Raw genomic sequence first — 19,393 nt, 5'->3', positions numbered from 1 at the left:
TACTCACTTCACTTGCCGCTTCTCGAGCTTCCGCGCCAGCGTCCGCCGATGCATGCCGAGCCGGCGCGCGGCCTCGGAGATGTTGAAGTCGGTCTCGATCAGGGTCTGGTGGATGCGTTCCCATTCCAGCGTCTTGATCGAGGTCGGACGCGCGGCGACTTCGATGTCGGCATTGCCCTGTGCCTTCTGGAAGGCGGCCTCGATGTCGTCGGTGTTGGACGGCTTTGCCAGATAGTGGCAGGCGCCGAGCTTGATCGCTTCGACGGCGGTGGCGATGCTGGCGAAACCCGTGAGCACGACGATCAGCATCTCCGGATCGTGCCCGTGCAACGCCTCGACACAAGCCAGCCCCGAGGCGCCGCCGGCGAGCTTGAGGTCGACCACGGCATAGCCGGGCGATTGCTCGTCCAGCAGCTTGCGGACCTCTTCCAGCGACGTGGCGACCGCGACGCCGTAGCCGCGCCGCTCGAAGGAGCGTTTCAGCGTGCGGGCGAAGCCGGCGTCGTCCTCGACGATCAGGAGCTGGCGCTCATCCATCGAGACCGTCTCCGATCGCAAGCGTCGACAGCGGCAGCTCGAGCCGGACGATGGCGCCGATGTCCCGCCGGTTGCGCGCCGTCACCACGCCGCCGAGCTTGCGGATCACATTGACGACCAGGAACAGGCCGAGGCCGCTGCCGGGCCGCGCCTTGGTCGATTGGTAGGGTTTTCCGACATGCGCCAGCATCTCCGCGGCGAAGCCGGGGCCACGGTCGCTGACCGAGAGGACCAGGCGATCGTCCTCGCGCTCGGCCATCAGCTCGATCCAGTCCCGCGAGACTTCGGCGGCGTTGTCGAGCACGTTGAAGATCGCCTGCTTCAGCGCGATGTCGGAAACGATCGGCAGATCGTTGCCGAAGGCGTTGCGGAAATACAGTGTCGCCGACGGGCGCGTTGTGCGCCATTCCTCCACCAGCGCGGCGAGGAACGCTGTGACCGTGGTCGGTGAGGAGCCTTCGCCGCGCGCCTGGCCGGCCGAGAGCAGGATGCCCGTCACGATCGATTTGCAGCGCTGCAGCGAGGTCTCCATCTCGCCGAGATCGTGCGACAGCTCCTTGTCGGCCGAGAGCGCCGGCATCCGGCGCCAGTCGGAGAGGATGACCGAGAGTGAGGCGAGCGGCGTGCCGAGCTCATGCGCGGCACCGGAGGCGAGCAGGCCCATCCGGACGATGTGGTCGTGCTCGGCGGCGTTCTGGCGGAGCGCGGCGAGATGCGCGTCGCGGTCGCGCAGGTTGCGATTGATCCGGGTCACGAAGATGACCAGCAGCACGGCATTGAGCACGAGGCCGATGAAGGCGCCGATGATGTAGAGGCTGAAGGGATCGCTGAAGCTCGGCAGCGCCAGCGGCCGGAACGCCACGGTGAGCCCGGCGAAGCAGGCGCAGGCCAGCGCCACCAGCGACCAGGTCGAGCGGGCATCGAGCAGCACCGCGCCGAGCGTGACCTGCAGCAGGTACAGCGAGGTGAACGGATTGGTGGCGCCGCCGGCCAGATAAAGCTGCGCGGTCAGGGCTGCGACGTCGATCATCAGCGCCAGCAACAGCCCGCGGCTGCCGATCTCGGCGCGGTCGCGGACCCAGGCGAGGCTGACGAGATTGAGCGCGACCAGCGCCACGATCACGCTCGCCATCGGCACCAGCGGCAGGGCAATGCCGAGCCACAACTGCACGAAGCCGATGGTCACGACCTGGCCGATCACGGCGGTCCAGCGCAGCTGGATCAAGAGCGCCATGTTCTTGCGGTTGGTCGCAGCGTCGGTCGGCGAGGGCGCACCGAGCGCGACCGGCATATGCGCGGCCGCCGCGGTCATTGCTGCACCGTCCGGGTCTTGTCCGTCATGCAGATCCGATGTGCGCTCGAGCATCTGGGCCTGGGGTGCGAGACAGGTTGCGCGCCGCACCCATCAGGCCCCGCACGGCGCTGCGCCGCTTGTCCGCGTGGCGGACCGGGCCCCTGCTGACGAGGCGCAGGAGTGCGAGGCCCAGCATAAGGGCCATCGCGAACCATGTCAGCGCGTAAATCAGGTGGTTGTTGGGAAACCGCACCACGGTCAGCCCACCGACCGGGAGGCCGCCGGCATTCGCGGCGGCATCGGCGTCGATGAAGAAGGGCGCGACACCGGACAATCCGTGCGTCGCGGCGATGGCTGCGACATCGCGCGAGTACCAGCGGCCGGCGGCGGGATCGTTGGCGCGGAGGAAGCCGCCTTTCGGCTCCGTGATCCGCAGCAGGCCGGTGACGGCGACCGGGCCTTCCGGATTGCCGGCGGCACGGGTCGCGGGATCGCGCTTGTCTGGGGGAACGAAGCCGCGATTGATCAGGATGATGGTTCCATCGGCCGCGCGCAGCGGGGTCAGCACCCAGAAGCCCGGGCCATAGTCCGTCACCGCCTGCACCAGGGTTTCGTCGCTGTGCAGGAACCGGCCGCTCACGGTCACGCGGCGATATTCGTCGCCGGCTGCCGTCACGGTCGGCCAGGATGCGGGCGGCGGCACCGCGACGGGCGCCGCATGCATGCGCGCCTCGACCCGTTCGATCAGCGCCAGCTTCCAGGTCCGCCGCTCGATCTGCCAGACGCCGAGCGACGTCAGTGTGATCACGCCGAGCATGCCCAGCGCGAGCAGGAAATAGGAAGAGAGCTTGTGGCCGCGTCGGGAGTGCGCCCCCTCTCCCGCTTGCGGGGGAGGGTTGGGGTGGGGGTGTTTCCGCTTGCGAGAGCCTTCGCGCGGAGAGAGCCCCCACCCGCCACGCGCTGCGCGCGCGTCGACCTCCCCCGCAAGCGGGAGAGGTGAGGAAGGACCGCCGTCGCGGTGACCGATCACGGCATCTGGCTCATATTGTGCACCGGCATCATGTTGATGTTGAGGTGGTGCATCACCCAGAGCGATCCCGTCAGCGCGATCACGACCATGATCACGGTGAAGATCAGCGCCATCATGGTCCAGCCATTCTCCGACCGCGTGTTCATGTGCAGGAAGTAGATCATGTGGACCACGATCTGCACGACCGCGAACAGCATGACCACGATCGCCGTAGCCGCCTTGCTGGCGATGACGCCTGACATCACCAGCCAGAAAGGGATCGCCGTCAGGACGACGGAGAGGCCGAAGCCGATCAGATAGCTCGACAGCGTGCCGTGGGACGCCGTGTCATGGCCGTGAGCGTCGGCGTGAAGAGCGTGAGTGTCGGATTTCATCGCAGCATTCCCAGCAGATAGACGAAGGTGAAGACGCCGATCCAGACGACGTCGAGGAAGTGCCAGAACATCGACAGGCACATCAGCCGGCGGCGGTTGGCCTCGATCAGGCCGTAACGCGCGACCTGCACCATCAGCGTCACCAGCCAGACCAGGCCGAACGAGACGTGCAGGCCGTGGGTGCCGACCAAAGTGAAGAACGACGACAGGAAGGCGCTGCGCTGCGGGGTGGCGCCCTCATGGATCATGTGGGCGAATTCGGTGAGCTCGATGCCGATGAAGGCGAGCCCGAACAGGCCGGTGATCGCGAGCCACATCTGCGTGGCGCGTACTTGCGACTTCTCCATCGTCAGCATGGCGAAGCCATAGGTGATCGAGGACAGCAGCAGCATCGAGGTGTTGACCGCGACGAGCTTCAGATCGAACAGATCCTTCGGCGCGGGGCCGGCGGCGTAATTGCCGCCGAGCACGCCGAACACCGCGAACAGCATCGCGAAGATCAGGCAGTCGCTCATCAGATAGATCCAGAAGCCCAGCGAGGTGCTGTAGCCTTCGGGATGCGCGTGCTCGTCGAGCACGTGGAAGACCGGCTGCGAGGTCTCGGAGGAGCCGGCGGCGATATTCATGGTCTGAACGGTCATCACTTGGCTCCCGCAGCGATCAGGCGCGTGCGCGCCTCTTCGACCCGCACCACCTCGTCGGCCGGGATGTCGAAGTCGCGGTGATAGTTGAAGGTGTGGCCGATCGCGACGACGAACAGGCCGATGACGCAGAGTGCGGCGAGCCACCAGATGTACCAGATCAGCGCGAAGCCCATCGCGGTGGCAAGCCCGGCGAGGATGATGCCGGTGCCGGTGTTGCTGGGCATGTGGATCGGCTTGAAGCCGGTCAGCGGGCGGCTGTAGCCGCGGCGCTTCATGTCGAACCAGGCGTCGTTGTCATAGACAACCGGCGTGAAGGCGAAGTTGTAATCCGGCGGCGGCGACGAGGTCGCCCATTCCAGCGTTCGCCCGTTCCAGGGATCGCCGGTGACGTCGCGCAGCTGCTCGCGGCGCAGGAAGCTCACCGCGAACTGCATCAGCATGCAGCCGATGCCGAGCAGGATCAGGAAGGCGCCGAAGCCCGCGATGATGAACCAGATCTGCAATGAGGGATCGTCGAACACGCGCAGGCGACGGGTCACGCCCATCAGGCCCAGCACATAGAGCGGCATGAAGGCGAAGAAGAAGCCCGTGACCCAGAACCAGAACGACAGCTTGCCCCAGAACGGATCGAGCCTGAAGCCGAACGCCTTCGGGAACCAGTAGCCGATGCCGGCGAACAGGCCGAACAGCACGCCGCCGATGATCACGTTGTGGAAATGCGCGACCAGGAACAGGCTGTTGTGCAGCACGAAGTCGGCCGGCGGCACCGCCAGCAGCACGCCGGTCATGCCGCCGATCACGAAGGTCAGCATGAAGGCGATGGTCCACATCATCGGCAATTCGAAGCGGATCCGGCCGCGATACATCGTGAACAGCCAGTTGAACATCTTCGCCCCCGTCGGGATCGAGATGATCATCGTGGTGATGCCGAAGAACGAGTTGACGCTGGCGCCCGAGCCCATCGTGAAGAAGTGATGCAGCCAGACCAGGTAGGACAGGATGGTGATGACGACGGTGGCGTAGACCATCGAGGTGTAGCCGAACAGCCGCTTGCCCGAGAAGGTCGAGGTCACCTCGGAGAAGATGCCGAAGGCGGGCAGAACCAGGATGTAGACCTCGGGATGACCCCAGATCCAGATCAGGTTCACATACATCATCGGGCTGCCGCCGAAATCGTTGGTGAAGAAATTGGTGCCGACGTAACGGTCGAGCGACAGCAGCGCGAGCACCACGGTGAGCACCGGGAAGGAGGCGACGATCAGGACGTTGGTGCAGAGCGAGGTCCAGGTGAAGACCGGCATCTTCATCATGGTCATGCCCGGCGCCCGCAATTTGACGATGGTGCAGATCAAATTGATGCCTGAGAGCGTGGTGCCGATGCCTGCGACTTGAAGGGCCCAGATGTAATAGTCGACGCCGACGTCGGGACTGTAGCCGAGGTTCGACAGCGGCGGATAAGCCAGCCAGCCGGTGCGCGCGAACTCGCCGATGAACAGCGAGGCCATGACCAGCACGGCGCCGCCGACCGTCATCCAGAAGCTGAAATTGTTGAGGAAGGGGAAGGAGACGTCGCGGGCGCCGATCTGCAGCGGCACCACATAGTTCATCAGGCCCGTCACCAGCGGCATGGCGACGAAGAAGATCATGATCACGCCGTGCGCGGTGAAGATCTGATCATAGTGATGGGCGTTGAGGTAGCCTTCGGAGCCGTTGAAGGCGAGCATCTGCTGACCGCGCATCATGATGGCATCGGCGAAGCCGCGCAGCAGCATCACGATGCCGAGGATCATGTACATGATGCCGATGCGCTTGTGGTCGACGGTGGTGAACCACTCGCGCCACAGATAGCCCCAGAGCTTGAAATAGGTGACGGCGCCGAACAGCGCGACGCCGCCGAGGGCGACGACGGCGAAGGTGCCGACCACAATCGGTTCATGCAGCGGCAGCGATTCCAGCGTCAGCCGGCCGAAGATCGCCTTGATGAGAGCGGGATTGTCGAACATGCGGACCTCAGGAATCAGACTTTTGGCGCTGGCCGAGCAGCAGCGATGTCGAGGAATTGGCCGGGGAGAATGGCGGACGGGTGAGGCCGATGCCGCGCAAAGGCGTCATGTCCAGCGGCGCTGCGAGGTCCGGGCTGGTGCGGCCCTTCAACTCGTCGACGCTGCAGATGCCGGCGACATAGGTCGGCTCGGGGCCGAGCGGGGCGCCGCGGCGGGCATATTTGTCGTAGGTGAGCGGCAGCGTGTTGTTGAGGCCTTGATGGCCGAGCCCGCCCTTGGCGTCGATCGCCATCATCTCGCTCATGCACATCTTGCCGGCTTCGACGCACATGTTGAGGATGGCCTTGTAGAGATCGTTGTCGACGGCGGCGTATTTGCGCACCGGCTCGTTGCTGCTAGGGCGTTCGAGCTTGAGATAGTCGGCACGGGTCAGCTTGGCGGCGCTGGCGCGGACATTGGCGATCCAGCCGTCGAACTCGGTGCTCGCGAGGCTCTTGAAGGTGAAGTGCATGCCGGAGAAGCCGGCGCCGCTGTAGTTCGCCGAGAAGCCCTTGAACGAGCCAGGCTTGTTGGCGACCGCGTGCAGCTTGGTTTCCATGCCCGGCATCGCGTAGATCTGGCCCGCGAGCGCCGGGATGTAGAAGGAGTTCATCACGGAGGAAGCCGTGATGCGGAAGTGGATCGGACGATCGACCGGGGCGGCGAGCTCGTTGACGGTGGCGACGCCGTAATCGGGATAGATGAACAGCCACTTCCAATCGAGCGCGACCACCTCGACATTCAGCGGCGCGTCCTGGGCCACGACCGGGCGGTTGGAGTCGATGCGGCCGAGCGTGCGGTAGGGGTCGAGCAGGTGGGTGCCCATCCAGGTCAGCGCGCCCAGGCAGACGATGATCAGAAGCGGCGCCGACCAGATCACGAGCTCGAGGCCCGTGGAGTGATCCCACTCGGGATCGTAGGCGGCTTGCGTGTTGGTCTGGCGGTAGCGCCAGGCGAACAGTACGGTCAGCGCCATCACCGGCAGCACGATCAGGAGCATCAGCACGGTGGAGATGACGACGAGGTCGCGCTGCTGGGCGGCGACGTCGCCGGCAGGCGCGAGGACGACGAAGTCGCAGCCGCCGAGGGCGGCCGCGAAGGGCAATAATGCCAGTAATTTCAATGCGCGCACGGCTTGGTCCGATCGAATTTTATCAGGTGGACCAAGGGGTAGCTGCGATGCAGCATTCCGCCCATTGGACAATTTGTCCAATGTTGCACTGCGGGATGGGAGGCCAAGGATAGACGCCAAGAATAGACTCGGGACCGCCTGCCAGACCCCGGCTTGCGGTCGATCAGATCAATGATTTTACGGTGCGATTGGCGATGGCGCAGGCCCCTGCAATGACTCACGGACTCCCCGAGACGGCCAAGCACGGGCAAGCCAAGCCCGGCGAGATCGCCATCGGCGTCATCATTGGCCGCACCTCGGAATTCTTCGACTTCTTCGTCTACGCGATCGCCTCGGTGATCGTGTTCCCGCGGCTGGTGTTTCCGTTCGTCAACGAGCTGACCGGCACGCTGCTCTCCTTCGGGCTGTTCGCGCTGGCCTTCGTCGCGCGTCCGCTCGGCACCGTGATCTTCATGGCGGTCGACCGCCGCTACGGGAAGAGTGCCAAGCTAATCATCGCGCTGTTTTTGTTGGGCACCTCCACGGTCGCGATCGCGTTCCTGCCCGGCTATAGCGAGATCGGCGTCGCCGCGATCTGGCTGCTCGCCGCTGCGCGCGCGGCGCAAGGCATTGCGTGGGGCGGCGCGTGGGACGGCATGGCCTCGCTGCTGGCGCTGAACGCGCCGCCGCAGCATCGCGGCTGGTATGCGATGATCCCGCAGCTCGGCGCGCCGCTCGGGCTGATCGTGGCGAGCGCACTGTTCGCGTTCTTTGCCGGCAATCTCTCGGCGCAGGATTTCTTCGACTGGGGCTGGCGCTATCCGTTCTTCGTCGCGTTCGCGATCAACGTGGTGGCGCTGTTCGCGCGGCTGCGCATGGTGGCAACGCCGGAATATGCCGATTTGTTCGAGAGCCGCGATTTGCAGCCGGCGCCGGTGATGGAGACGGTCGGACGCGAGGGCCGCCACATCCTGCTCGGCGCCTTCGCGCCGCTGGCGAGCTTTGCGCTGTTTCACATGGTCACGGTGTTCCCGCTGTCCTGGGTGTTCCTGTACACCAGGGAAAGCCCGGTGCGCTTCCTGATCATCGAGATGGTCGGCGCCGCCGTTGGTGTCGCCGCGATCGTGGCCTCCGGCATGATCGCCGACCGGGTGGGGCGCAAATCGCTGTTGCTGGGCTCGGCGATCGCGATCGCGGTCTATAGCGGCTTTGCACCGCAGCTGCTCGATGCCGGCGCGCTCGGTGAGACCGTGTACATGGTGCTCGGCTTTATCCTGCTCGGCCTGTCCTTCGGCCAGTCCTCGGGCGCGATCGCCTCCAGCTTTGCGCGCACCTATCGCTATACGGCCTCCGCACTGACCTCGGATTTCGCCTGGCTGTTCGGCGCCGGCTTCGCGCCGCTCGCCGCGCTGCTGCTGGCCACGCAGTTCGGCCTGATCTCGGCCGGCGCGTATCTGCTGTCCGGCGCGGTGTGGACGCTGCTGGCGCTGTGGCTCAGTGGCTTGCGCGAGGCTGAGGGCTAACGCGCCTTACCCCGCCGGTTGCGGGAATAATCCCGGCCCACGACCGCTCCCGTTGCGCAGAGCCAACAGGAGCAGAGTCATGAAACTGCAATCGATCGCCCGCCGCGCCGCATCGCCGTGCGCAAATGCCCTTGCCGCGGCCGCCCTCATGCTGGCCGCGACCAGCGCCCACGCGGCGGGCGACGCCACGCGCGGCGCAAGGCTCTACAAGGATTGCGGCGCCTGCCATTCGATCCAGGAGAACGGCGCCGGCCCCGCCCACAAGGGTGTATTCGGCCGCCTCGCCGGCAAGGCGCCGGGCTACGATTATTCGCCGGAGCTGAAGAACTCGAACATCGTCTGGAACGAGGAGAACCTCGACAAATGGCTGACTGATCCGGAGAAGCTGGTGCCGGGGACGAAGATGTTCTTCGACGTCGAGAGCCCGCAGGATCGCGCGGATATCATCGCGTTCTTGAAGGAGAAGGCGAAGTAGTCGCGCGGCGTGAGTAATCCATCCCCTCATGGTGAGGAGGCGCCCCTTGCGCCGTCTCGAACCATGTGGCCCGGCTGGTGGCCTCGTCCTTCGAGACGCTTGCTGCGCAAGCTCCTCAGGATGAGGGGAAAGACCGGTGGGGAGGCGGTAAGATCAATCCACCACGATCTTGACGCGATCACGCGGCTTGACCTGCGCGTGGGCCTCGAGGCCGTTGAGCATGCGGAAGCGCTCGGTCGGGTGATCGACGCCGGCCATGCGGTGGGAGAGCGATTCCACGGTGTCGCCGGGCTGCACGTTGATGACCTTGATGCGCAAGGGGCGCGCGGCCTGGATCTCTTCCAGTGTCAGGCGGCGGAACGAGTTGACGGTCTCGCGCGCGTTGCGCTCGCTCTCGGTGCTCTTCTGCTTGGCCGCGAAGATGAAGCGGTAGACGTCGGTGCCGAAGCGCAGCGCGTAGACCTTGAACTGCCACTGGTCGCCGCGCGCGGTGGCCGATGCGGCCGGGAAGCCGTTGATGGTGATGTCCTCGGTCGACGACTTGTCGACGCCTTCCATCCAGCCGGAATTGAGGTACTCGCCGAGCGACTGCTCGGCCGGGACGCGCACCACGTCGAAGCGCATCGCCTGCGTACCGCCCTCGCGGACGCCGATCACCGCCTGCGCGGTGTTGTCGAGCGTGAACGTGTCGGGTGCCTGGAAGGTGAAGCCGAGCTTGGGATGCAGGAAACGCCGGCCGCGGACGAAACCTTCGCTCGGATCCTCGCCATAGACGATGTTGTCGATCGCGGCCAGATACGCCTCGCGGTCGCGCTCGGTGCTTTCCGGCGAGGTGTATTGCCGCGCGGTCGCCTGCGCGTTCTGGATGCGCTCGGGGGTCGCCGGATGCGAGGAAGTGAAATCCTGCGCGCGCGGATCGAGCGCGGTCTTGCCGACCCTCAGCGCCGCATTGCGCTCCATCGCGGTGAGGAAGCGTGCGGCACCATAGGGATCGAAATGCGCGCGCGCCGCGAGGCCGATGCCGATGCCGTCGGCCTCGAACTCCTGCTGCCGCGAGAAGCTCGCCATCGTCAGCTTGGTCTTCGCCAGCGCCAGCGCGGTGAGATCGGGATCGTTGCTCATGTCGGTGACGACGCGCGTCACCACCGCGGCCTGCCGCGCCTGGTCCTCGCGGATCGAGGCGTGCTTGGCCAGCACATGCGCCATCTCGTGGCTGAGCACCGACGACAATTCGGAGGTGTCGCTGGCCAGCGCGATCAGGCCGCGCGTGACATAGAGCTGGCCGGTCGGCAGCGCGAAGGCATTCACCGCACCGGAATTGAGGATCGTGACCTTGTAGGCCTGGTCGGGACGGTCGGAGGCCGCGACCAGCCGCTCGACGGTCTTGCTGATCAGCTGCTCGAGCCGGGGATCGTCATAGGCGCCGCCGTAGGAGGCGAGGATGCGCTCATGCTCGCGCTCGCTGGCCGGCGTCTGCTGCACGACGCGGTTGGGCTTGGCGGTGGGGGCGGTCGGCGTTGTGGGAGCTGCGGTCTCGAACCGGCTGCCGAGATTGCCGCAGGCCGACAGCATCAGTGTGGCGCAGACGAGCGCCGGCGCAGCCGAGAGCCGGAGGCCTGTCATTCCCTGGCGCCGTCCTGCACGCTCAATCAATTCAAAAACCCACAATCGCCTGAAAGCTAGTTCCCCAACACTTCCACTTGCCCCACCCGGAGCAACTCGATTCGCGGCCCGTTTCGCGCTTCCACCCAGCCGCGGACCCGAATCCTGCGATTCTCGAGGGATTTAGGCGCAAGCCCGGCCGCCTCGAAGGCAGGGACTATGCGCCTTGAAATAGTCGCGGCAAAGTCCTGTGTCCAGTTTCGGCCAAAATTCAGATAGGTCGTCGCCCCTGCTTGCCGCACGGACAAAACCCTGCCCTCGACCACCGTAAAGCGCCCGATCCCGGCCAAAATATCGCCCGGACTTTCCGCGTTTTTTATGACGGTGGACTCGGCCCAGGTTCCCCTTTTGCCCTGCCGCGCCTCGGCCTCCGCGGCCATCAGGGCGGCCGCGCAGTCCTTGTCGGCGATCTCGGTGGAAACCAGCGCGAGACCCTGCTTCAGGAGCTCGCCCTGAACCAGCGTTTCGGCGACGTAGGCGAACGCACCCTGGCGGCCGTAACGGTCCGGCGTGTCGTCGCTGCCGCGCAGTGTCACGTCGCGGCCGACGAGCAGCGTCGACAGCGCCGCGTTCGCCTTCGCCTTGTCCGGCACCTCGATGCCGACGAGGCGCACCTCGCTGCCATCGTCGAGACGAAAGCTCCGCGCATCGACGACGGCTGCGACGCGGCCTGCGCCTTGTACGTCGAAATTGCAGCCCGCCGCTTCGCTCCGTCCGATGGACGCAGGCATCGCGAGCATGCATGCCGTCATCATGAGGATACGTCGGCCATGACGCTTTGCTCCATCGCGTGAACGCATCATGCTTTGCTCGTCACTCTCGCGTGCTTCATTCGGTGCAGCGTGATCATCACGAACGCAGTCTGGCGAAAACTCCGTCAACGAGCCAGAGCCGAACGCACACACCAAACTTCTCATCACGCGCACGCGTTTCGGCTTGTTTCGCATGCGCCGATTCACCATCCCGCAAATCGTGCGCGGAATGAGAATTCATTAGTGTTGCCAATGACTTGCGACGCAAGCTAATTAACCGGCAATTGTTTCTGGCGATGAATCGCCGTCGCGCTCGCGCGCATATTGCCGAGGTGCCTGGTGTCTAGCCCCGTTGTCCTGACGCTGACGACCAGCGATCCGCTCCACGATTATCTCCAGCTCTACACGGCAATTGAGGCGATCAGCGTCGGTGGCGGCATGGCCGCCGCGAACACCGACTACATCATCAATTTCTCGCTCTCGTCGGGCGCGCGCACCTTGCAGCTGCTGGACGATTTGCCCGCCATCAACCTGATGAGCGGCTCGACGCTGACGTTCGACGGCAACTCCGACTACAACAATCACTTCGGCGGCTTGCAAAACTACAACGACGTCATCGACGCGCGCGGCTATCAAGGTTTTGTCGTCGTCTCCGGCACAGTCACGTTCAAGAATCTGACCATCGTCAATGCGGTCGCGAGCGGCGGCAATGGCGGCACCGGCGGTGGTGGCGGGGGTGCCGGTCTCGGCGGCGGATTGTTCGTCGGTGCGAATGCCGATGTCACGCTCATCAACGTCAATTTCGGCAGCAACACCGCCAAGGGTGGCGATGGCGGCGCGGTCGATCCGCTCGGCGGCGGTGGCGGCGGTGGCGGTATCGGCGCCGATGGCGGTGCCGGCAATGGCGGCGGCGGTGGTGGTGGCGGCTTCGGCGGCCAGGATTATTTCGGCTATCACGGCATTGGCGGCACCGGCTACAGCGAGGCCGGCTCGGACAGCCAGCATCCCTCGACCGGCGCGTCGAGCGCCGGCGGCACGCCGGCAACGGTGGTCGGCGCGGGCGGCGGGCAGGGCGCCGACAATTACGGCGGCTCCGGTTATGGCGCGCATGCGAGCGGCGGCGCCGATGGCGGCGGCGGTGGCGGCGGCGTCGGAGGCGGCGGCGGCGGCATCGGTGGCGCCAACTCGGTCGGCGGCGGTCCCGGCGGCACCCTGCTTGGCTTCGGCGGCGACGGCGGCGTCGGTGGTGGCGGCGGCGGCGGCATCTTCGCCGGCGGCGACGGTGGTTTCGGTGGCGGCGGTGGCGGCTCCGGCAGCGGCAGCGGCTACGCGCACAGCGGCGGCAATGGCGGATTTGGCGGTGGTGGCGGCGGTTCGGACGGCACGGTCGGCGCCGGCGGATTCGGCGGCGGCAGCGGCTCGCTCGCCGGTGGCGGTGGCGGCGGCGCCGGCCTCGGCGGCGACATCTTCGTGCAGCAGGGCGGCCAGCTCACCGTCATCGGTGGCACCTTGGCGGATGCGACCGAAACCGGCGGCACCGGCGCCAACGGCGCGGGCGATGGCTCGGCCTATGGCGACATCTTCATCCAGGGCACGATGGTCGTCACGCCGACGCACACGGTGTTCTCCTCGCATGGGACCGGCCTGGATACCGTCACGACACTCACGATCGGCGATACCATCTATGACGAGCGCGGCATCAGCGGCAGCGGCACGACCGGAAAGCTCGAGGTGTCCGGCGGCGGCACGCTCACGCTGACGGGTGCGAACAGCTATGTCGGCGGCACCCAGATCGACGGCGGCAATGTCGTCTCGATCACCGCCGACAACAATATCGGCGGCACGGCAAGCGCGCTGATCCTCAATGGCGGCACGCTGACCACGACCGGCGGCTACACCTTCACGCACGCGATTCAACTGAGCGGAGGCGGCGGCACCTTCGACGTCTCGTCCGGCACGCTCGTCGACACCGGCACGATCAGCGGCTCCGGCACGTTCACGCTGAGCGGCGCGGGCATGTTGCAACTCGGCCTTGGGCAGTTCTCGGGGCTCAATGGCACGCTCGGCCTGAACGGCGGGCATCTGTCGCTGACGACGGGCGGCATTTTCGACGACACGATCTCGGTCTCCGGCAACTCGCTCCTGTCGATCGCGAACGGCATGACCGTCACCGACACCGCGCTCGTCACCGGCAGCGGCAATCTCGGCATCGATGGCGGCGGCACGCTCGTGCTTGGCCATGCCAACAGCTACGGCAGTACGACGATCTCTTCGGGCACGATGTGGCTCACCACAACAGGCGCAGCCGGAACGGGCAGCATCTCGTTCACGACGGGCATCGTCGGCACGCTGAAGATCGACAATGCCGCGCTGACCGGCAACAGCTTCGGCAACACGATCGCGAATTTCAATCCCGGCCAGTCGATCGACCTGACCGGGCTGCAGTACAACACCCAGAACCCGTCGCTGAACACGGTCAGCCTGTCCGGCAATACGCTGTCGGTCTCGAACGGCACCACGACCGACACACTGACCTTGAGCGGGCTCGACGGCGGCGCCCGCTTCCAGCTCTCGCAGGATGCGGGTGGCGGAACGATCGTGCAGATCGTCTCGACGCGGGTCTTCAACGTCTCCAACGTCGCCGAGCTCAATGCCGCGATTCTGCAGATTGACTCCGGCGGACAGAACGCCGCCTCGAATGCCAACTACACGATCAACGTCACCGCGAATTTCAGCCTGACGTCGGAGCTGTACGCGCTTAATCTCCTGAGCGGGTCGACCGTCACGATCAACGGCAGCGATGGTCATGGCGGCACGTACACGATCGACGGCCTCAACGCCCAGCGCGGCTTCTTCGTCTATGCGGGCAACCTCAATCTCGAGAACCTGACCATCCAGAACACCGTCGCGGCCGGCGGCGGCGTCATAAGTGGCGGCGGTGGCGGCGGCGCCGGGCTTGGCGGCGCGCTGTTCGTCTCGTCGAACGGCAGTGCCACGATCGACAACGTCACCTTCCACAACAGCGCCGCGATCGGCGGCAACGGCGGAACCGGCAGCACCGCGACCGCCTACAACGTCGACGGCTTCGGCGGCGGCGGCGGCATGGGCGGCAAGGGCGGAAACAGCAGCGGCGGCGGCATCGGCCTTGGCGCGCAGGGCGCGAACTCGGCTGCGTTCCAGAACGGTTCGGCCGGCATTGTCCCCAACGCCGACGGCGGCGGTAAGGGAGTCGACGGCTACCTGATCCCGTACGGGAACGGGACGATTCTTTACTGGTATGGCGGAACGGGCGGCGCCAATGGCGGTGGCGGCGGTGCGGGTGGCTTCTACGGCAGCAATAACCGCGCGCACGGCGCGGGCGGTGGCATCGGCGGCGCCGATGCGGCTGACGGCGGCGATGGCGGTTACGGCGGTGGCGGCGGCGCGTTCGGCAATGGCGGCTTCGGCGGTGGCGGTGGCTATGGCGCCGATGGTGGCTTCGGCGGCGGTGGCGGTGTCAGTGGCACGGGTGGCTTCGGTGGCGGAGACGGCACCAGCACGGTTGGCGGCGGTGGTCTTGGCGCCGGCGGCACGGTCTTTGTCGAGCAGGGCGGCTCGCTGATCTTCAAGGGCGGCTCGCTGTCGAACGATTCGGGCTTCAACGCCATCAAGGGCGGCACCAATGGCGCCGGCCAGGCCAGCGGCGCGGCGTACGGCTCCGGCATCTTCATCCAGGGCAACAACAATCTCAGCTTCACGCCGGCGAGCGGCGAGACGCTGACGGTTGCCAACGACATCGCGGACCAGAGCGGCAGTGGCGGCACCGGCGGAAATGCCGGCACCGGCGGGCTGCTCATCAGCGGCGGCGGCACCGTCGTTCTCGGCGGCAGCAATAGCTTCACCGGCAACACGGCGGTCAGCGGCAGCGGGACCGTGATTTCGATCTCGGCCAACGTCAATCTCGGCGCGGTCACCAGCGTGCTGAAGCTCGGCGACGGCACCGGCATCAGCTTCACCGACGGCTTTACCCAGACCCACAACATCACCGTTGCCGGCGATCCCATCTTCAACGTCGCGGCCGGCGAGACGGTGATCCAGAGCGGCGTGATCTCGGATGGCACGACCGCTGGCGATGTCGAGGTGACCGGCGGCGGGCGGCTGGTGCTGTCGGCGCACAACACCTATTCGGGCGGCACGGTGATCGAGGGCGCGATCCTCGAGCTCGCGGCCAGTGGCGCGGCGGGAACGGGCGCGATTGCCTTCACAGCCGGCACCACCGACAAGCTCGTGCTCGATGCGGCGGCCTTCTCGGGCATGTCGTTCGGCACGTCGATCACCGGCTTTTCCGGCGGCGACACCATCGACTTCGCTGGCATCGCCTATGACGCAACGGACACGCTGTCTTATTCGAACGGTGTGCTGCTGGTGAAGAACAGCGCCGGCACCACGCTGGCGTCGTTGAATCTCAGCTTTGGGTCGGGGGCTTCGGCCGCCTCGCTGATCCTCGCCTCCGATGGTTCGGCGTCGCCGCATCTGGAGATACGGTCGCAGGCGAGCATCACCTCGGTCACATCTGATACGACCAATCATTTGACGCTGCTGAACACCGGCAAGGTCGTCACCATCACGCTCGGCTTCAACAATGCGGTGAGCGTGACGGGTACGCCGGAGCTGCAGCTCAGTGACGGCAAGGTCGCCGGCTATGTCAGCGGCAGCGGCTCGCAGGCACTGGTGTTCAGCTATACCGTGCAGGACGGCGACAGCTCGGCCGATCTGCAGGTGCAGGGCGTCGCGCTCAATGGCGGCACGATCAAGGATCCCTCAGGGCAGGATGCCGTGCTCGACAACGCGGCCGCCGACCTCCATCTGCAGGTCGACGCCATCGCGCCGACAGTGTCGGTTGCGGCTGATACGACCGCGCTGCTGGCCGGGCAGACCTCGACCGTCACCTTCACCTTCTCCGAGGCGGTGACCGGCTTTGCGCTCGGCGATGTCGCGGTGAGCGGCGGCGCACTCGGCAATCTCGTGCATGTCGGGCTCAACGGATCGCATCAGGACGTCTACACCGCCGTGTTCACGCCCGATGCGAGCGATGCCGAAGCGGGTTCGGTGCAGGTCAATGCATCGAGCTATGCCGACGCCGCCGGCAATGCCGGCGCGGCGAGCGCAATGGTGAGCTTCACCGGCGATACGCTGGCGCCGACGGTGTCGATCGCGGCCGATCGGACCACGCTGCAGGCCGGGCAGACCTCGACCGTCACCTTCACCTTCTCCGAGGCGGTGAGCGGCTTTGCGCTGGGCGATGTCGCGGTGAGCGGCGGAGCGCTCGACCATCTCGTCCATGTCGGCGTCAACGGCTCCGGGCAGGATGTCTACACCGCGACCTTCACGCCCGATGCGGCCAATGCCGAGACCGGATCGGTGCAGGTCAATACGTCCAGCTATACCGACATCGCCGGCAATTCCGGCGCGGCGAGCTCGGCGATCAATTTCAGCGGCGACACGCTGGCGCCGACGGTCTCGATCGCGGCGGACCATACCGCGCTGCTCGCCGGCCAGACTGCGGTGGTGACCTTCACCTTCTCCGAGGCAGTCTCCGGTTTCGCGCTCGGCGATGTGGCCGTGAGCGGCGGCGCGCTCGGCAATCTCGTCCACACCGGCGTCAATGGCGCAGGTCAAGACATCTACACTGCGACCTTCACGCCCGATGCGACCAACGCCGGGACCGGGTCGGTGCAGGTCAATACGTCAGGCTATGCCGACTCTGCCGGCAACGCCGGCGCGGCCAGCAACTCCGTCAACTTCACCGGCGACACGCTCTCGCCCAGCGTGACGGTGACGATGACTCCGGACAGCGTGCTGGCCGGACAGAACTCTGTCGTGACCTTCGCCTTCTCGGAGACGATCACCGGCTTCCTGGTGACCGATACGACGGTTCACGGCGGCACGCTGACCAATCTCATCCATGTCGGGCTCAACGGTTCGGGTCAGGACATCTACACCGCGAGCTTCGTCCCCGATGTCAGCAACACCGAGACCGGCTCGGTGCAGGTCAACGCGGCTGAATATAGCGACTCAGCCGGCAATGCCGGCGCGGCGAGCAATGCCGCGACCCTCGATGGCGACACGCAGGCGCCGACCGTGTCGGTCTCGGCCGATCACGGCACGCTGCTGGCGGGGCAGACGGCGCAGGTGACCTTCACCTTCTCCGAGGCGGTCACAGGCTTTGCGCTCGGTGACGTCACCGTACACGGTGGCGCGCTCGGCAATCTCATCCATACCGGCGTCAACGGGTCCGGCCAGGACGTCTACACGGCAACCTTCACGCCCGACGAAAGCAACAACGAGGCAGGCTCGGTGCAGGTCGCGGCGTCGACATACACCGACGTCGCCGGCAATTCGGGCGCGGCGAGCGGCACGATCAGCTTTACTGGCGACACCAAGGCGCCGACGGCCTCGGTCGCAATCAACCCGGCCACGGTGCTGGCCGGCCAGAACGCGACCGTGACCTTCACTTTCTCGGAGGCAGTCACCGGCTTTGCGCTCGGCGATGCCGCGGTCACCGGCGGCGCGCTGAGCAATCTCGTCCATGTCGGCCTCAACGGCGCGGGCCAGGATATCTACACGGCGACGTTTGCGCCCGACGTGAACGATACGCTGGCGGGCTCGGTCCGGATCATCGCCGCGAGCTACAGCGACGCGGCCGGCAATGCCGGAACGGCGAGCAACACGGCCACGATCGGCGGCGACACCCATGCGCCGACGGTGTCGGTGGCGGCTGATCATACCGTGTTGCATGCGGGCGATGCGGCGCTGATGACCTTCACCTTCTCGGAGGCGGTCGCGGGTTTTGCGCTCGGCGATGTCGCGGTCCATGGTGGTGCGCTCGGCAGCCTCGCCCATGTCGGCGTCAATGGCTCAGGGCAGGACATCTACACCGCGATCTTCACGCCCGACGTGACCGACACCGAAGCAGGCTCGGTGCAGGTCAATGCGTCGAGCTATACCGATGTCGCCGGCAACGCCGGTGCCGCGAGCGGCACCATCAACCTCACGGGCGATACCAAGGCGCCGTCGGCGCCGACGCTGGCCTTGCACCGCGATACCGGCGTCTCGGCCACCGACCACATCACCAGCAATGCGCAGATCGACTACATCAAGTTCGATGCAGCCGACACGCTGCGCTTCAAGGCTGACGGCGCGTCGAGCTTCTCGAGCGTCGCGCCGGTCTTCACCACCGATGGCGTGCACACCGTGACGGTGCAGGAGGTCGACGCCGCCGGCAATGTCAGCGCGCTCTCGAGCCTGACCTTCACGCTCGACACGTCAGCGCCGCATCTGGACGCCATCACCGCGACGCCGTCCGGCGGTGTGGCGGCGACGGGCTCGCTGGTTCAGCTGACGCTCGATTTCAACGAGGCAGTCCGCGTCGGCGGCGGCGTGCCGAGCCTGACGCTGAACGATGGCGGCACGGCTCTCTACGATGCCGCCGCCACCGCGCTGCTCGGCGATCCCTCGAAGCTGGTGTTCGATCACATCGTGGGCGCGTCCAATCGCGCCGCCTCGCTCGCCGTCACCGGCTTCGCCGCGAATGGCGCAAGCGTGGTCGACCTCGCCGGCAACGCGGCCTCGCTGTCGTCGGTCACCGCCGCGTTCAACGCGCTCGAGATCAACGAGACGACTGCGCCCGCCGTGACGCTCGGAAGCATCACGCGCCCGGCGATCCATCTGGACCTGAGCGGGGCGATCATCATGGATTCGACGGCAACGGCATTCGCCGAGCAATACGGCCTGAAAATGCTGTATCTCGGCCTGCCGTCCGGCACGACGTATCACCCGGTCGCCGATCTGCATCTTTGATCTCGCACGGCCTCATCCCGGCTAGCGGAAAATTCATCGCTGTCGCTGTGGCTTGCTGCAGTGCAGGCCATGCGGCATGATCCTGCCCTCGAAACGGACCCTGAGCGAAC

12 protein-coding genes are annotated in these 19,393 nt (G+C 66.2%); 3 read left to right on the top strand and 9 right to left on the bottom strand.

All coding sequences use genetic code 11. The features are described 5' to 3' along the window. Nucleotides 1-3: 3 nt before the first annotated feature. From JQ604_RS35220 to cyoA, 7 genes are all read right to left on the bottom strand, one after another. The gene (locus tag JQ604_RS35220) at nucleotides 4-537 is read right to left on the bottom strand and encodes a response regulator transcription factor (RefSeq protein ID WP_212365328.1); all 534 of its coding nucleotides are present in this window, start codon (nucleotides 535-537) and stop codon (nucleotides 4-6) included. Then, nucleotides 530-1,849, bottom strand: a complete 1,320-nt coding sequence (locus tag JQ604_RS35215; protein ID WP_249159119.1) for an ATP-binding protein — start codon at nucleotides 1,847-1,849, stop codon at nucleotides 530-532. The genes JQ604_RS35220 and JQ604_RS35215 overlap by 8 nt, the downstream gene beginning before the upstream one ends. 25 nt (nucleotides 1,850-1,874) lie before the next feature. Then, complete coding sequence (locus JQ604_RS35210; protein WP_212365326.1) at nucleotides 1,875-2,648, bottom strand: SURF1 family protein; 774 nt, start codon at nucleotides 2,646-2,648, stop codon at nucleotides 1,875-1,877. A gap of 209 nt (nucleotides 2,649-2,857) precedes the next feature. Beyond that, complete coding sequence (gene cyoD, locus JQ604_RS35205; RefSeq protein ID WP_212365325.1) at nucleotides 2,858-3,235, bottom strand: cytochrome o ubiquinol oxidase subunit IV; 378 nt, start codon at nucleotides 3,233-3,235, stop codon at nucleotides 2,858-2,860. Next, nucleotides 3,232-3,861, bottom strand: a complete 630-nt coding sequence (cyoC, locus tag JQ604_RS35200; RefSeq protein ID WP_212365378.1) for a cytochrome o ubiquinol oxidase subunit III — start codon at nucleotides 3,859-3,861, stop codon at nucleotides 3,232-3,234. The genes cyoD and cyoC overlap by 4 nt, the downstream gene beginning before the upstream one ends. 14 nt (nucleotides 3,862-3,875) lie before the next feature. Beyond that, on the bottom strand, nucleotides 3,876-5,882 hold the full coding sequence (gene cyoB, locus JQ604_RS35195) for a cytochrome o ubiquinol oxidase subunit I (protein ID WP_212365324.1): 2,007 nt from the start codon (nucleotides 5,880-5,882) through the stop codon (nucleotides 3,876-3,878). 7 nt (nucleotides 5,883-5,889) lie between these two features. Further along, nucleotides 5,890-7,053 (bottom strand): ubiquinol oxidase subunit II, encoded by a 1,164-nt coding sequence (cyoA, locus tag JQ604_RS35190; protein WP_212365323.1) that lies wholly within the window; start codon nucleotides 7,051-7,053, stop codon nucleotides 5,890-5,892. A 212-nt stretch (nucleotides 7,054-7,265) separates the two neighbouring features. Between cyoA and JQ604_RS35185 the strand changes: the two genes are divergently transcribed. Both JQ604_RS35185 and JQ604_RS35180 read left to right on the top strand, forming a co-directional pair. Next, on the top strand, nucleotides 7,266-8,555 hold the full coding sequence (locus tag JQ604_RS35185) for an MFS transporter (protein WP_212365322.1): 1,290 nt from the start codon (nucleotides 7,266-7,268) through the stop codon (nucleotides 8,553-8,555). A gap of 79 nt (nucleotides 8,556-8,634) precedes the next feature. Next, entirely contained in the window at nucleotides 8,635-9,030 is a 396-nt protein-coding gene (locus tag JQ604_RS35180) for a c-type cytochrome (protein ID WP_212365321.1), read from the top strand. Nucleotides 9,031-9,183: 153 nt separating this feature from the next. Here JQ604_RS35180 and JQ604_RS35175 read toward each other — a convergent pair whose 3' ends face one another. Both JQ604_RS35175 and JQ604_RS35170 read right to left on the bottom strand, forming a co-directional pair. Beyond that, complete coding sequence (locus JQ604_RS35175; protein WP_212365320.1) at nucleotides 9,184-10,653, bottom strand: M48 family metalloprotease; 1,470 nt, start codon at nucleotides 10,651-10,653, stop codon at nucleotides 9,184-9,186. A 56-nt stretch (nucleotides 10,654-10,709) separates the two neighbouring features. Then, complete coding sequence (locus tag JQ604_RS35170; RefSeq protein WP_212365377.1) at nucleotides 10,710-11,447, bottom strand: thermonuclease family protein; 738 nt, start codon at nucleotides 11,445-11,447, stop codon at nucleotides 10,710-10,712. A gap of 336 nt (nucleotides 11,448-11,783) precedes the next feature. Here JQ604_RS35170 and JQ604_RS42075 point away from each other — a divergent pair, with 336 nt between their 5' ends. Beyond that, nucleotides 11,784-19,283, top strand: a complete 7,500-nt coding sequence (locus tag JQ604_RS42075; RefSeq protein WP_212365319.1) for an Ig-like domain-containing protein — start codon at nucleotides 11,784-11,786, stop codon at nucleotides 19,281-19,283. The last annotated feature ends 110 nt before the right edge of the window (nucleotides 19,284-19,393 follow it).

The organism is Bradyrhizobium jicamae (genome assembly GCF_018130695.1).
GTDB lineage: Bacteria > Pseudomonadota > Alphaproteobacteria > Rhizobiales > Xanthobacteraceae > Bradyrhizobium > Bradyrhizobium jicamae_B.
This window is presented reverse-complemented; position numbering and strand designations above follow the sequence as displayed.

What these genes read in the sequence shown, in the direction of transcription:
- JQ604_RS35220 (WP_212365328.1), bottom strand. Translation starts at nt 537, where the DNA reads ATGGATGAGCGCCAGCTCCTGATCGTCGAGGACGACGCCGGCTTCGCC.
- JQ604_RS35215 (WP_249159119.1), bottom strand. Translation starts at nt 1,849, where the DNA reads ATGACCGCGGCGGCCGCGCATATGCCGGTCGCGCTCGGTGCGCCCTCG.
- JQ604_RS35210 (WP_212365326.1), bottom strand. Translation starts at nt 2,648, where the DNA reads ATGCTCGGCGTGATCACACTGACGTCGCTCGGCGTCTGGCAGATCGAG.
- cyoD (WP_212365325.1), bottom strand. Translation starts at nt 3,235, where the DNA reads ATGAAATCCGACACTCACGCTCTTCACGCCGACGCTCACGGCCATGAC.
- cyoC (WP_212365378.1), bottom strand. Translation starts at nt 3,861, where the DNA reads ATGAATATCGCCGCCGGCTCCTCCGAGACCTCGCAGCCGGTCTTCCAC.
- cyoB (WP_212365324.1), bottom strand. Translation starts at nt 5,882, where the DNA reads ATGTTCGACAATCCCGCTCTCATCAAGGCGATCTTCGGCCGGCTGACG.
- JQ604_RS35185 (WP_212365322.1), top strand. Translation starts at nt 7,266, where the DNA reads ATGACTCACGGACTCCCCGAGACGGCCAAGCACGGGCAAGCCAAGCCC.
- JQ604_RS35180 (WP_212365321.1), top strand. Translation starts at nt 8,635, where the DNA reads ATGAAACTGCAATCGATCGCCCGCCGCGCCGCATCGCCGTGCGCAAAT.
- JQ604_RS35175 (WP_212365320.1), bottom strand. Translation starts at nt 10,653, where the DNA reads ATGACAGGCCTCCGGCTCTCGGCTGCGCCGGCGCTCGTCTGCGCCACA.
- JQ604_RS35170 (WP_212365377.1), bottom strand. Translation starts at nt 11,447, where the DNA reads ATGATGACGGCATGCATGCTCGCGATGCCTGCGTCCATCGGACGGAGC.